Below are 14,167 nucleotides of genomic sequence, written 5' to 3'. Positions count from 1 at the left end.
AGGGAGGAAAACGTGTGAGTGATGAACCTGCCCTTCGGGCTGACGCGCAGAAAAATCGGGAACTCATCCTTTCTGCAGCTGAAGCGCTCTTTCTGGAAAAAGGAGCTGGTGTCCCGCTCGAGGAAGTTGCCAGGCGCGCAGGTGTCGGCATCGGTACGCTGTATCGTCGCTTTCCCACGCGCGAGGCACTGTTAGCCGCGACCAGCAACGAGCGTTTCCTGTCGCTGGCGCAAGCCAGCCGTGCGCGCGACCGAGACCTTGCTCCAGGCGAGGCGGTACGCGCGTACCTGGAAGAACTTGCCAGGAACACGAGCATTTATCAGAGCCTTGCTGCTTCGATCGGGGCTGTTATCCAATGTGGGACGCCCGGCTGTCATGCGATCACCGCGGAAGGGCGACGGCTGCTTCAGCGCGGGCAGGACGCGGGTGCGATCCGTGGCGACGTCACGTATGAGGACTTCATTTGCGTGGTGACTGCCATCTCCCTTGCAGTCGAAAATGACCAATCATCGAAATCGCGTATCGGGCATTTCGTCGACTTGTTCTTGAATGGCATAAGCGTGAAAAGTCTGGATTAGCCAGCGATAATTCAGCTATCTCCGCACGAGTGGGCGCGAAAAAAAACCGCGCAATGCGCGGTTTGATCCTGGATCCACTGCAGTTGCCTGTCAGCGCAGCTTGGCCAGCGCCACGCGCGCATCGGCCATGAATTTCTGCGTTTCCTGTGGCGTGGAGAGGTTGGCGCCGAGCTGGTTGAGCACCTGCTCGATGTCGCTCGATGCGTCCCAGGCTTCGTCGCAGAGCATGCCGGCGATCGGGCCAAGATAATTCAGCGCGACCTTTTCCAGTGCATCGCGGACGCGCTCGTCCGGTGGCGACCCAGCGCCTGCAGGTCCTGCGTTCGGTGCGGCGGCCGGTGCCGGAGCCGCTGCAACCGCTGCCCGCGGCGGTGCCGGCACACCACCCAGATCCTGTTCGAAACCGCCCATCAACCATTGTCGCGAGTCGTCGCTCAGCAGCGAGGGCTTGCCCATGCCGGCGCCGGGATCGGCCTGGAAACGGGCCTTGGCTGCATTGACCATGGTGAGGCGTTGCACTGCCTCGTCATTGCGCAGCATGCGGAACACCACTTCCTCGATCTGCCCGGCGCTGAGGCGGATGATGCAGGAGTGGTTCTTCTCGGTGACGATGAACAGAAAGCCGGACGCCTTCTTCAGTGCCAGCGCCTTGAGCTCGCGCAGGACCTCGATCAGCGGACGGAATTCAGTGGACATGGCGTCTTCCTTGCATCATCTGGTACGGAATGGGTGCGCGCAGCTCAGCGTTTGCTGAGCCGCTCCATGGCCAGCCGGACACTGTTGGACAGGCGGGAGATGGCGCGCGCCAGGGTACCAATTTCATCCTTGAGGTTGACCTCGTCGATGGTGTGGTTCCACTTGCCCAGGCTCAGCTCTTCGGCCACGGTGGTCAGGTGCTGGATCGGGCGCAACACGCGGCTCCAGATCAACGCCCACTGCAGGCCGAGCAACAGCGCACACACCAGCAGGCCGATGCCGGCGATCCATAGCGACTGGCGCACGATCACGCCATTGACGTCGCTCTTGGGGTAGGCCGACACCAGGGTGAAGCCCCAATCGGGTACTTCCTGCTTGGTGACGACCCAGTCGTTGGGCGTTTCCTTGACGATCCGCTCGATGGTGGCGGTGTCGGTGGTGGCACCGGTGGTGGACTGGAAGCGCAGCTTGTTCTTGCTGTCGAACACGGCGATGAAGCCGGAGTCGAGCACGCGACGGCTGCTGACCACGTTTTCCAGCGCCTGGGTGTCGGCCTTGTAGCCGACGTACCAGGCACCGATCACGCGCTTGTCGTTGCCGGCGAAGATCGGCTCGTAGCCGGTGACGTACGGGTTGCCGAGGATGTCGACCACGCCGTAGAAGCTTTCGCCGTTGCGCAGCTTGGCGGCGGCCTGGCCGTTGGGATCGAGCACGGTGCCGATGGCGCGGCTGCCGTCGTCCTTCTTGACGTTGGTGGAGATGCGCACGAAGTCATCGCCGGTACGCGAGAACAGCGTGGCGGTGCCTTCGTGGATGGCGGTGACCTCGTCGAGCATGTCGAAGACGTTGGCCTGCGCCTTCTGGCCCAGCAGCAGGTCGTTGGCGCTGCGCTCGCCCACGCGCACTTCGTTGCCGACGCTGGCGGTGCCGTGTGCGTTGGCTTCCTTGCGCAGCTGGCGCATGGAGGAATTGACGCGATCGAGCATCATCGCGCGGGTGACCGAGAACAGGGTCTGCAAGGACACCGACTGGCGCTCGATCGCGTCGCCGGTCTCGAACTTGACCCGGTTCGCTTCGGTAATGGCCAGAATGACCGTCAGTGCCACCACCACGACCAGCACCAAGGCCAGCACCGGCAACAGCAGGCGCACCCGCAAAGAGTGACGAAGCATCGCAATTCCCCTGAACGCGTTTAGTGATTGGATCGAACGCCGTCGCAGCCCCCGGCAGCGGTCGGACCTAGCCGTTATCGGCTGTTGCGCATGATGCTGAAGCGGCCCCCACGCCGCTGGCGGTGCATACGATAGCTCAAGCCGATCGATTTGACAGTGCGCGTCGATCGCATCGTGCGCCTTGTGTTCAAGAATGGTGGACCGGGTTACAGAGTTCGGGCTGGCGGGCGCGGTGGGCGGCAAGATCGGCTAGCCCTCCAGGGGCGATCCATCGCGGCGCCGTCGGTGAGCCGGCCGATGCGCGCGGTGGCGTCTTTGTGTCACGCCTGCCGTTGCCGCGCTACCGCGATGACCAGATGCAGCGGTGTTTGAAGAGCGACCTGCGCTTGCGATCTGCCTGGTCGCAGGCGGCTCAGGTTTCCAGCGACAGGATTCCCCGGCGCAGGGCAACGGTGACCGCATGGGTGCGATCGCGCACGCCGAGCTTGGCCAGGATGTTCTTCATATGCGCCTTGACCGTCTCTTCGGAAATGCTCAAGGCATTGCCGATCTGCTTGTTGGAGCATCCGGTGGCCACCAGGCTCAGTACCTCCGTCTCGCGGGCGGACAGCGCGTCGTCGAGCACGTGGGCGGCGATGTTTTCGGCCACCGACGCCGGAACATGCCGCCGCTGGCCGCGGCGCACGTCGCGAATGGTGTCGACCAGCTCGCGGCGCAGCGCGCTCTTGAGCAGATAGCCGCAGGCGCCGGCCTGCAGTGCGCGCACCGCACGCACATCGCCCGTATAGGTGGTCAACACGATGACCTTGGCGGCGGGGTCGACACGGCGGATGCGCTGGATGGCTTCGACGCCATCCACGCGCGGCATCTGCAGATCCATCAGCACCACGTCCGGGCGCAGGCTGGCGTAGCAGGCCACGGCCTGTTCGCCGTCTTCGGCTTCGCCGACCACACGCATGTCGTGTTCGGCGGCGAGCATGGCACTGAGACCGTCGCGCAGCAGCGGATGATCGTCTACCACCAGCACGTCGGTCGGTTTGACCATCTCAGCCATTGGAGCTCTCCGTGGATCGTGCAGGTCGAAATCGCCACCACCAGCGCGGTGGCGTCGCATAGGCGGTGCGGGCCGGAAGCGTGATCTGGATTGCGGTGCCGCTGCCTGGACGCGACCACAACTGCATCTTGGCGCCGATGCGTTTGGCGCGTTCCTGCATGCCGGTCAGCCCCCAGTGGCCGGTGCGTGCATGCCCATGCAGCACGTCCGGATCCAGGCCGCAGCCATCGTCGCGGATGCGCAGCACGAAGTCACGTGAACCGTAACGCAGTTCCAGCGCGATGCGCGCGGCGCCTGCATGGCGATCGGCATTGGCCAATGCTTCGCGGCCAAGCTGGAACACTTCGTCGGCCACCATCGGACGCAGCGCCACCGGGCGTCCTTCGACCGACACCTGCAGTTCGGCAGACGGCGGTGGCATGGTGGCCTCGCGTGCGCGCTGCAGTGCGGCGGCCAGATCCTGGCGCAGCGAATAACTGTCGCGCAGGCCGTTGACGCGGTCGCGGCCTTCGACCAGCGCATTCTCGGCCAGGTCGACCGCCTGTTCGAGCTCCAGCCGCCGCGGGTCGTCCTGCGGCAACGAGCGGCTGGCGGCATGCAGCCGCAGGATCAGGCCTTGCGTGCCCTGCAACAAGGTGTCGTGTAACTCGCGCGCGATGCGTTCGCGTTCGCGGTAGCGCTCTTCCAGGCGTGCACGCAGGCGTCCGGCAATACGCCGGGTGCGCATGCGCCACAGCATCGCAAGCGTCAGCAGCAGGGCGAGCGCAACGCACACCTTGAATTGCCAGGTTTGCACGAAGGCCGCTTCGATGACGAAATCCAGCGTGTCGCCGCGCGCGTTCCACACGCCATCGTTGTTGGCGGCGGCAATGCGGAAGCGGTAACGGCCGGGCGCGAGGTTGGTATAGAACGCCTCGTTACGGTTGCCGGCGTCCTGCCATTGCGCGTCCACGCCCTCCAGCCGGTAGCGGAAGCGCACGCGTTCGGGCCGGGTCAGGCTCACAGCGTCGTAGCCGATGCGCAGGCGGTGCGTCCACTTGGGCAGGCGCAGCCCGGCGGTGCGCGGGTAGGGACGGTCGTCGGCGACCACGTCGGTGATGAAGACCTCCGGCGCGGTGGGGTTGCGGTAGGTCTGTTCCGGGTCCAGCCAGGCCAGGCCCTGGTTGGTGGTGAACCACAACAGGCCGTCGTCGGCGGCGATGGCTGTGGGGACCGGTGTGGCCTGCTGGGCGACACCGGGCAACCCGTCCATGATGTCGTACAGGCGCAGCGCCGGGCTGACCACGCCCGATTGCACGCTCTGTAGCAGCGCACGTTGAGCGATCTGCACCACGCCGCGGTTGCCGTTCAACCACAGCGTGCCGTGCCGGTCCTGCACGATGCCGGTGATGCCCTGCAGGAGCGGATTGGTCTGATCGGCCACTTGCCGGAACCGGCCGTCGGCGCCCAGCGCTGCCAGCCCGGTTTCGCCGGCGACCAGCGTGAGCGACGGGCCTTGCCAGATGGCGGTGATCGGCCCCACCGACAGGCCATTTTCTGCGCTGTAACGCGTCACCTGCCCGCCCTGCAGCAGGCGCGCATCGCCCTTGATGGTGCCCACCCACAGGCCGCCATCGCGCGTATTGGCGAGCACCGTGCACGGGCTATCCTGCAGATCGGGCAGCGGCTGCCAGGCGTTGCCGTCGAAAGCGTAGGGGCCGCCGGCATCCGGGCAGATCCAGGGGTGGTTGCGGTTGTCCACGACGAAGGCGCGGATGGCGCCGGTCGCCAGGCCGAGCGGCAGCGCCACCGGTTGCACGCGGCCGACCTGCAGACGTAGCAAGGCGTGCTCGCCAAGCACCCAGCCATTGGCGGTCGCCGGCACATCCAGGATGTGGTGGGACGCACCACGCTGCAAACCTTCCACGCGATCGCGGCTCAAGGCCAGCAGCCGGCCATCGCGCAGGCTGGCCAGGAGCGGGCGTGCGGCGGTGCCCGGGGCGGGATTGAAGGTCGCCACGGCCATCGCCTGGCCCGGCAGCAAGGACGCCAACGGCAGCAACGCGCGATGTCGGAACCGGTTGAGGCCCAGATTGGTGCCGGCCCACAGATTGCCTTCGCGGTCCTCGAGCAAGGGGCCGGCAGTGGCCGAGGTCAGGCCTTGTACGGTTCCGAAGCGTTCCAGCACCGGCGTGGGCGATGTGGGCAAGGCGATCCGGAACAGGCCATGCGCCGCGTAGTCGCTGCCCCATAGCGCGCCATCGCGCATGAACCGGATGCGCCGCGCGAACAGCCCGGGAAATTGCAGCCGGGCACGGGCCGTGGCGGGCAGCACGTGGCCCTGCGCATCGGTCAACGCAAACACGCCGCGGTACGGGTCTGCGACCCAGATCGCTCCGCCCGGACTTTCGGCCATGGTGACGTAGAGACCCACCTGCTGGCCGCTGGGTTCGAAGCGTTTGGCGCCAGGCCGCAACGACAGAATCTGGGTACCGTCGCTGACCCAGAGCGTGCCGCGCACATCGCGCAGCAGCCAATGCGCGCGCTCGGCGGTATAGCCCCAGTCGGCGCCTGCACGCTGCCAGCGTTGCCCATCGAACCAGCACAAACCGCCATCGATGGCGGCCCACCAGCGCCCACTGCCATCGTGCTCAATGCGGAACACCATGCCGGCGGGCACGTCCTTGCCCGGGCTGAAGTGCGTCAGGTGACCGTCGGCAACGCGATCGATGCCGGCGTTGAAGTAGCCGATCCAGGCGGTATCGTCCGGCGCCAGCGCAAGCGTGGTCATGTTGTGCGATGCATAGGCCTCGCCATCCGGCGCCGCCTGCCGCGCGAAACGGTCGCCATCGAACTGAAACAGGCCAAATCCGGTCGCCAGCCACAATGGCCCGGCCTCGGCTTGCTGGATATCCCAGATATCGGCCGGTGCGCCGCGCTCGGTGCTCCAGGCGGTGTGGTGGAATTGCAGCAGCCCCGCACGCGTTGCGGCGATGCCTTGGGCGTACACGGGATTGCACGGCCACCCGCAACTGCACATCACAACGATCATCGCCGCGCACAGGCGCCAGAGCAGGTGGAATCGGATGGGGGGCTCGCGCGGCATTGCAGCATTGTCGGGCGAGATCGGGGCCAAGCACCACCACCTCTTTCGGGGGAGGCAGGTCGGGCAGGAAATCGGCTACGCATGGACCGGCATGTTGCGTGGGGTGCGTGCGTGTCGCTGCGATGCAGTGTGCGCCGAGCCGGATGCCATCGGTTGACTGCAGCAGTGATGACGCCGCCTTGTAGCGTGCCATTCGTGCGCTGGCGTCCGCTTGGTTTGCGTGTGGTGCGGGTGTCGGCTTGGACACTGCAAAGCGCGACAGAAACAACGGCGCGGTATCGCCGCTGCATCGGCGTGCATGCGCGGTGCATGCCATGGCGATGCACCCATGTGATCCCATGCGTGCTTGTGGCAGCACGCGTGTCGCTCACCCGAAAGAGTGAGCGATCGGCCTCACCATCAGGGGTGGGGCGATCGGCAGGTTCGCCCCACCATGGCGGCATTCCCCGCCGGAGACGCCACATGGCACGTCTGACTGCCGCCGGTCGCCTCGATCTGCATGCAGGCAACACCAACGCACTGTACGCCCCGCGCGCACGTGCCGTGGCCAGAGCGCTGCAGTACATCGACACGCATCTGTATGAGCCCATCGGCGTCACGCAACTGGCCGGCGCCGCCTGCATGAGCCGCTTCCATTTTGCGCGCGTGTTTCGCGATGCGCTGGGCGCCAGCCCGATGGAGTATCTGCGTCGTCGTCGCCTCGAACGCGCCCAGGCCATGCTGCGCGAAGGCGGCCACACCATCAGCCAGATCGCCACCGATCTGTGCTTCTTCGATCAAAGCCATTTCGTCCGCAGCTTCCGCAACGCCACCGGCTGCACGCCGGCGCGCTTTGCCGCGCAAGTGGCGAACGATCCCTGCGCCGCGCGTGCCCAGCCGCGTGCGCATCGGCACAGCGCCGGTTCTTTTTCATCCTCCCTGGAGCATCACGCATGACCACCGCCACCGCCGTCCCCGGTAAGTCCCTGTTGTCGCCCGGTGATCACGCGCTGATCCTGATCGACCATCAATCGCAGATGGCGTTCGCCACGCATACCATCGACATCTCGGCGCTGCGCAACAACGTGTCGCTGATTGCCAAGGGCGCCAAGGGCTTCAAGGTGCCGGTGATCTTGACCACCGTTGCAGAGAAGTCGTTCTCCGGCCCGCTGTTTCCCGAGCTGCCGGAGATCTTTGCCGGCGAACCGGTGCTTGATCGCACCAGCATGAATGCCTGGGAAGACCAGGGTGTGATCGATCGCGTCAACGCCATCGGCAAGCAGCGTCTGGTGATTGCCGGGCTGTGGACCAGCGTCTGCATCGTCGGCCCGACGCTGTCGGCGGTCGAGCAGGGATTCGAGGTCTACGTCATCACCGATGCCTGCGGCGATGTCAGCGACGAAGCGCACGAGCGCGCGGTGACGCGGATGGTGCAGGCCGGCGCCGCGCCCATCACCAGCGTGCAGTACCTGCTGGAACTGCAGCGCGACTGGGCACGCAGCGACACCTACGACCTCACCACCGGCATCGCGCGTGCGCATGCGGGCGGCTACGGCATCGGCATTCAGTACGCCAAAACCATGTTCGGCGCGCAGGAAGGCGGGCATTGAACGCATCGGCACCACGTGGCAACGCCGGCCTTGCAGCGGCATTGCTGATGCTGCGCATTGCCGGCGGCGGTTTCCTGTTGCCGCATGGCCTGGGCAAGTTGCTGGGATGGTTTGGTGGGCCGGGGCTGGCTGGATTTGCCGCTGAATTACAGCAATTCGGCTTTCCGTCTGCGCAACCGTTGCCGTTGCTGCTGGCCTCGGTGCAGACGCTCTCTGGGCTGGCGGTGTTACTGGGTCTGTGGACGCGCGTCAGTGCTGCACTGGGGGCGGTGTTCATCGCCACCACCGTCGTGGTGGCCGTGCCCAAGGGCTGGTTCTGGATGCACGGCGGGATGGAATACCCGCTGATGTGGCTGCTGGTGTTGCTGGGGCTGGTTTCCGCTGGCGGTGGCGCATGGTCGCTGGATGGGCTGCACAGGCGTGGTGCGGCATGAGCGGCGTACCGAATGATCACGATGCCGGGCGGCGCCTGTGGATGCAGGCCGCCGCCGCCGGTCTTGCGTTGGGCGCCTTGCCCGGCGCTTGGTCTGCTTCAGGGAAGTCTCCGATGGTCGATCTGGTCGTTCGCAACGCACGCATCACCACCCTCAATCCACGTCAGCCCAGCGCCACCGCCATTGCAGTGACCGATGGACGCATCGTGGCGGTGGGCGACGATGCGCAGATCATGGCGCTGGCAGCTGGCGCCCGCAGCATCGATGCGCAAGGCCGACGCCTGTTGCCCGGCCTCAATGACAGCCACACCCATCTGATTCGCGGCGGGCTCAACTACAACCTGGAGCTGCGCTGGGATGGCGTGCGCTCGCTTGCCGATGCGATGGCGATGTTGAAGGCGCAGGTCGACCGCACCCCAGCGCCGCAATGGGTGCGTGTGGTCGGCGGATTCACCGCGCATCAGTTCGTCGAAAAACGCTTGCCGACCCTGGACGAGATCAATGCCATCGCACCGGATACACCGGTATTTTTGCTGCATCTGTACGACCGCGCCCTGCTGAACCGCGCGGCCTTGCGCGCCTGTGGCTACGACAAGGCCACTGCCGATCCGCCCGGCGGGCGCATCGAGCGCGACAAGCTGGGTAATCCCACAGGCTTGCTGCTGGCCAAGCCCAATGCCCTGATTCTCTACACCAGCCTGGCCAAGGGCCCGCGACTACCGTTGGAGTATCAGGCCAATTCCACACGCCATTTCATGCGCGAACTCAACCGGCTGGGGATCACCTCGGTGATCGATGCCGGCGGCGGCTTCCAGAATTATCCGGAGGACTACCAAGTCATCGAACAGTTGCACGTGGCCGACCAGTTGAGCGTGCGCATCGCCTACAACCTGTTCACCCAGAACAAGGGCAAGGAAGTCGACGACTTCCGCGGCTGGACCGAGATGCTGCCGGTGCGCAAGGGCGACGATCTGCTGCGGCACAACGGCGCCGGCGAAATGCTGGTGTTTTCGGCTGCGGATTTCGAGCAGTTCAGCGAGCCGCGCCCGGAGCTGCCGCCGGAACTGGAGCCCGAGCTGGAGCAGGTGGTGCGGTTGCTGGTCGAAAAGCGTTGGCCATTCCGTATCCATGCCACCTACGACGAAAGCATCGGACGCATTCTCGATGTGTACGAAAAGGTCAATGCCGACATTCCGTTCGATGGCCTGCATTGGTTCGTCGATCACGCCGAAACCATCACGCCACGCAATATCGACCGCATTCGCGCCTTGAACGGCGGCATCGCCGTGCAGCACCGCATGGCGTATCAGGGCGAAGCGTTTGTCGAGCGCTACGGCGTACAGGCTGCGCGGCACACGCCACCGGTGCGTCGCATGTTGGCCGCCGGCGTGCCGGTGGGCGCCGGCACCGATGCGACGCGCGTGGCCAGTTACAACCCGTGGGTGGCGCTGTCGTGGCTGGTCACCGGACGCACAGTGGGCGGTCTGGCGTTGTACGGCGAAGAGAACCTGCTCGACCGTGAGCAGGCGTTGCGGCTGTGGACGCAGGGCAGCGCGTGGTTCTCCGGCGATGAGGGCCACAAGGGCACGCTGGCGGCGGGGCAACTGGCCGATTTCATCGTGTTGTCCGACGATTACTTCCGCGTCGACGATGCCGCCATTGCCGACATCACCAGCGTGCTGACCGTGCTGGGTGGGCGCGTCGTCCATGGCGACGGCGACTTCGCCGCACTGGCGCCCACCTTGCCGCCGGCGATGCCGGACTGGTCGCCGGTCAACCGGTTCGGCGGCTATCACGTGTGCGGTACGTCCAGCGGGCTTACCAGTGCCACGCACACGCATGGCCATGGCTGTCGCGCGCACGGGCCGCATGGACATGCCGCGCAGCATGCTGCGCCCAGCGATGACCTGCGCGGCTTCTGGGGCGCATTGGGTTGCGCGTGTTTCGCGTTCTGAGATCGGCACCACAGCGATGCGCCTGCCGGCGCATCCTGGCCCGTCACCTTGTTTGTCTCACCCCGTCCACTGGAGCCTTGCCGCGATGACTTCTTCTGCCGCACCCGCCGATAGCGGTGCCTGGTCGCCGCTGCGCGAGCCGATCTTTCGTGCCTTATGGCTGGCCATCTTAGGAAGCAACATCGGCACCTGGATCAACGATGTCGCCGCGTCCTGGGTGATGGCCGAACGGACGGGCTCGCCGTTGATGGTGGCGGCGGTGCAGTCGGCCACCACCTTGCCGGTGGTGTTGTTCGCACTGGTGGCCGGCACGCTGGCCGACATCGTCGACCGCCGCCGCTACCTGATGCTCACCCAGGGCTGGATGTTGCTGGTGGCCGCAGCCTTGGCCTTGCTATCGCATCTGCAGTTGCTAACCCCGTGGGTATTGGTGGCATTGACCTTTGCAATGGGCATGGGCGCGGCAATGGCGATGCCTGCGCAGGCGGCAATCGTGTCGGAGCTGGTGCCGCGGCCGATGCTGGCCTCGGCGGTAGCGCTCAATTCGATCGGCATGAACATCGCCCGCTCGATCGGCCCAGCGGTTGGCGGTTTGATCGTGGCGCAATTCGGGCCGCCGTGGGCATTTTTGCTCAATGGCGTGACCTTCGGGCTGATGCTGCTGGTGTTGTGGCGTTGGCGTCGCGATGCGCATGTCTCTGCATTGCCGCCGGAGAGCTTCGGCGCGGGCCTGCGTGCCGGTCTGCGCTACGCCGCACGCGCCGGGCGCTTGCAGGCGGTGCTGATCAAGGCCGCCGGGTTCTTCCTGTTCGCCAGCGCGTTGACCGCATTGCTGCCGTTGGTGGTCCGTCGCGACATGCAGTTGGGTGCCGGCAGTTATGGCGTGTTGCTGGGCTGCATCGGCATCGGTGCGATCAGTGGCGCGCTGCTGTTGCCACGCCTGCGTGCGCGCTACGACCGCGACCTACTGGTGTTCGTGGCCACCATCGTGTGCGCAGCCTCATTGCTGGGGCTGGCATTGTCGCGTCAGATCGGAGTGCTGTGCGTGGTGATGGTGGTCAACGGCCTGGCCTGGATCACCGTGCTGTCGTCCTTGCAGATCGCCGCGCAAACGGCGGTGCCTGCCTGGGTGCGCGCACGCGCATTGTCGCTGTACATCGTGGTGTTTGCTGCGGGTATGGCGGCCGGCTCGCTGGTCTGGGGCGCGTTGGCGCAACGCACCTCGATCGCGACAGCCCTGCAGATTGCCGCCGTTGGCGCGGTGATCGCGGCGCTGCTGGTCAAGCGCGCGCGCATTGCCGGCACCGAACAGCTGGACCTCGCCCCTGGCGGACATTGGCCTGTGCCGGCGCAATCGGATGCGGTCGAACACGATCGCGGCCCGGTGCTGGTGACGGTCGAATACCGCATCGCTGCCCATGCGCGCGTAACTTTCCTGCAGCTGATGACGCAACTGGGCAACGCGCGGCGTCGTGATGGTGCGGTGGTCTGGGGTATCGCCGAAGACGCGGCAACACCCGGTGTGCAACTGGAATACTTCATCGTCGCTTCGTGGCTGGAACATCTGCGTCAGCACGAGCGCGTCACCGGCGACGACCGCCAGCTGCAGGAGCAGATCCGCGCCCTGCATCAAGGCGAGCGCGCGCCGGTGGTCCGCCACTTCGTCGGTGGCGGCGGTGTGGCGGTGCCGCCGCACGCCCATGCCGATATCTGAGAACTTCATCAGCACGACGCTCCCGATCGGCCCGGCGCTGAAATCGATGTCGCTTTCTGCTGCCAGGTCGGCTGCGCCTGCCGTGCGTGAGGCCGGTTGCCGGCGCTGGTAACCGGCCTACGCAGACCCAGGGCTGGAGCGCCTTTTGGCCAAGCGGAGCGGGCGCAACCTGCCTGCTGGCTGCGCCCGATCGGCCATACGGTCAGCCAGGGCAGCGCACGTGTCCTTCAGCGGTCGGCGTATCGCTTGCGCTACCGATCGACATTGGCTGCGACTGCCTGACCTGCCATTGCTGGCACCGCCATGGCTGAGCATCGCGTTGCCGGTGGTCGTGCTGCGTGGCGGTTTCTTGCGGGCACTGGTTGCTGTGCTCACCTGTGGCTGGCCGGTCCATGCCTGAAGCTGGTCCGTTGCGCGGTGTTGCGACCACGCTGCGAAGGTGCACCGTCGCCATCCCGCTTGCTGTTTCGGCATCTTTGCGCGCACGTCGTGGGTCCGCAAGCTCGCCTGCAGGGGGCGCATTGGGGCGCCACTGGCAACAGGCCTATCGACGCTGAGGCCGCCAGCCTGATCACAACGGATCTGCGCGCAGCAAAGCAACGCGCACCAAAACAAAAGGCCGGCTCTCACGAGCCGGCCTTTTGTTTTACGCAGTGAAGCAAGAATCAGCGCTTGGCGAAGGCCAGCAGATCCTTGTTGAACTGATCGGCATGGGTAATGGTCAACCCGTGCGGCGCGCCGGGGTAGATCTTCAGTTCGGCGTTGCTGATGATCTTGGCCGACAACTTGCCCGATGCATCGATCGGCACGATCTGGTCGTCGTCGCCATGCACCACCAGCGCCGGCACGTCGATCTTCTTCAGGTCGGCGGTGTAATCGACCTCGGAGAATTCCTTGATGCAGTCGTACTGACCCTTGTGACCGCCCAGCATGCCCTGCAGCCAGAACGCATCGCGCATGCCCCGGGTGACCTTGTGGCCGTCGCGGTTGGCACCGAAGAACGGCGTGGTCAGGTCCTGATAGAACTGCGAACGGTCCTTGGCAACGCCATCGCGGATGCCGTCGAACACGCTCATCGGCAGGCCGCCCGGATTGGTCGGGCTCTTGACCATCTGCGGCGGCACTGCGCCGACCAGTACCACCTTGGCCACACGCTTGCTGCCATGGCGGCCAACGTAATGCGCCACTTCGCCACCGCCGGTGGAATGGCCGACCAGGATCGCGTCCTTCAGGTCCAGCGCGTCGATCACTGCAGCCAGATCGTCCGCATAGGTGTCCATGTCGTTACCGTCCCAGGTCTGCGACGAGCGGCCATGGCTGCGGCGATCGTGTGCGATCACGCGGTAGCCGTGCTGGCCCATGAACAGCATTTGCGGGTCCCAGGCATCGCCGCTGAGCGGCCAACCATGTGCGAAGACGACCGGCTGGCCCTTGCCCCAATCCTTGTAGAAGATATTGGCGCCGTCGGGGCGTTTGACGAAATTGGACATCGGGTTGACTCCGTGAGTGGACGAGTGGGGTGGGGTGGTGGCGCGGGCGCGTGCGGGAGGTGCGGCAGTGGCGAATGCGGGCAGCGACAACGCTGCTACGGCGACCGTGCCGGTGATGAGAAAGCTGCGGCGTCCGGCGTCGGCCGGATGCGCCTCGAACGGATCCATAAACACTCCTGGGGCGAGGGGCATGCAGCCCGGCGATGGCACGATGCGATACGCATCGTGCTTGCATGGGCCCGCGCCACGCGGTGCGACGCAGGCCACGGGCGTGCCGGTGCATGCGAGCAGTAGACCGCCTGCGTCGCAGCGCAGATTGCATCTGCGTGCGCTCTACAGCGGTTATCCAAGCGTTGCGGATCAGCTCGTTCGCTGCAGTCGATGCGCCGTGATGGATCAT

The 14,167-nt window shown here is 65.8% G+C and carries 11 protein-coding genes; 6 read left to right on the top strand and 5 right to left on the bottom strand.

The window, feature by feature from the left end; genetic code table 11:
* Positions 1–14 precede the first annotated feature (14 nt).
* On the top strand, positions 15–578 hold the full coding sequence (locus DGN21_RS10895) for a TetR/AcrR family transcriptional regulator (protein ID WP_024939198.1): 564 nt from the start codon (positions 15–17) through the stop codon (positions 576–578).
* Positions 579–668: 90 nt separating this feature from the next.
* Here the strand turns inward: DGN21_RS10895 and DGN21_RS10890 are convergent, their stop codons facing one another.
* The 4 genes from DGN21_RS10890 to DGN21_RS10875 form a co-directional block, all read right to left on the bottom strand.
* The gene (locus tag DGN21_RS10890; protein ID WP_215824922.1) at positions 669–1,274 is read right to left on the bottom strand and encodes a hypothetical protein; all 606 of its coding nucleotides are present in this window, start codon (positions 1,272–1,274) and stop codon (positions 669–671) included.
* Positions 1,275–1,318: 44 nt separating this feature from the next.
* Positions 1,319–2,446 (bottom strand): Cache 3/Cache 2 fusion domain-containing protein, encoded by a 1,128-nt coding sequence (locus DGN21_RS10885; RefSeq protein WP_215824921.1) that lies wholly within the window; start codon positions 2,444–2,446, stop codon positions 1,319–1,321.
* A gap of 412 nt (positions 2,447–2,858) precedes the next feature.
* Positions 2,859–3,500, bottom strand: coding sequence for a response regulator transcription factor (locus DGN21_RS10880; RefSeq protein ID WP_024939195.1), 642 nt, complete (start codon positions 3,498–3,500; stop codon positions 2,859–2,861).
* A complete protein-coding gene (locus tag DGN21_RS10875; protein ID WP_345776752.1) occupies positions 3,493–6,531 on the bottom strand; it encodes a triple tyrosine motif-containing protein in 3,039 nt (1,012 codons plus the stop codon). Before DGN21_RS10875 ends, DGN21_RS10880 begins: the two co-directional genes overlap by 8 nt.
* 516 nt (positions 6,532–7,047) lie before the next feature.
* On the opposite strand from DGN21_RS10875, the gene DGN21_RS10870 reads away from it, so the two are divergent.
* From DGN21_RS10870 to DGN21_RS10850, 5 genes are all read left to right on the top strand, one after another.
* Entirely contained in the window at positions 7,048–7,521 is a 474-nt protein-coding gene (locus DGN21_RS10870; protein WP_184431203.1) for a helix-turn-helix transcriptional regulator, read from the top strand.
* Positions 7,518–8,174, top strand: a complete 657-nt coding sequence (locus DGN21_RS10865) for a hydrolase (protein WP_039521767.1) — start codon at positions 7,518–7,520, stop codon at positions 8,172–8,174. Before DGN21_RS10870 ends, DGN21_RS10865 begins: the two co-directional genes overlap by 4 nt.
* Positions 8,171–8,608: a DoxX family protein gene (locus DGN21_RS10860; protein WP_184551155.1), complete on the top strand. Its 438-nt coding sequence runs from the start codon at positions 8,171–8,173 to the stop codon at positions 8,606–8,608. Before DGN21_RS10865 ends, DGN21_RS10860 begins: the two co-directional genes overlap by 4 nt.
* 113 nt (positions 8,609–8,721) lie before the next feature.
* Positions 8,722–10,563, top strand: coding sequence for an amidohydrolase (locus DGN21_RS10855; protein WP_184551191.1), 1,842 nt, complete (start codon positions 8,722–8,724; stop codon positions 10,561–10,563).
* An 85-nt stretch (positions 10,564–10,648) separates the two neighbouring features.
* A complete protein-coding gene (locus DGN21_RS10850) occupies positions 10,649–12,277 on the top strand; it encodes an MFS transporter (RefSeq protein ID WP_184551156.1) in 1,629 nt (542 codons plus the stop codon).
* Positions 12,278–12,942: 665 nt separating this feature from the next.
* Here the strand turns inward: DGN21_RS10850 and DGN21_RS10845 are convergent.
* Positions 12,943–13,767, bottom strand: a complete 825-nt coding sequence (locus tag DGN21_RS10845; protein WP_184551192.1) for an alpha/beta hydrolase — start codon at positions 13,765–13,767, stop codon at positions 12,943–12,945.
* Positions 13,768–14,167: the final 400 nt, after the last annotated feature.

It is taken from the genome of Xanthomonas sp. MLO165, from assembly GCF_018831305.1.
Classification (GTDB): domain Bacteria; phylum Pseudomonadota; class Gammaproteobacteria; order Xanthomonadales; family Xanthomonadaceae; genus Xanthomonas; species Xanthomonas arboricola.
This window is presented reverse-complemented; position numbering and strand designations above follow the sequence as displayed.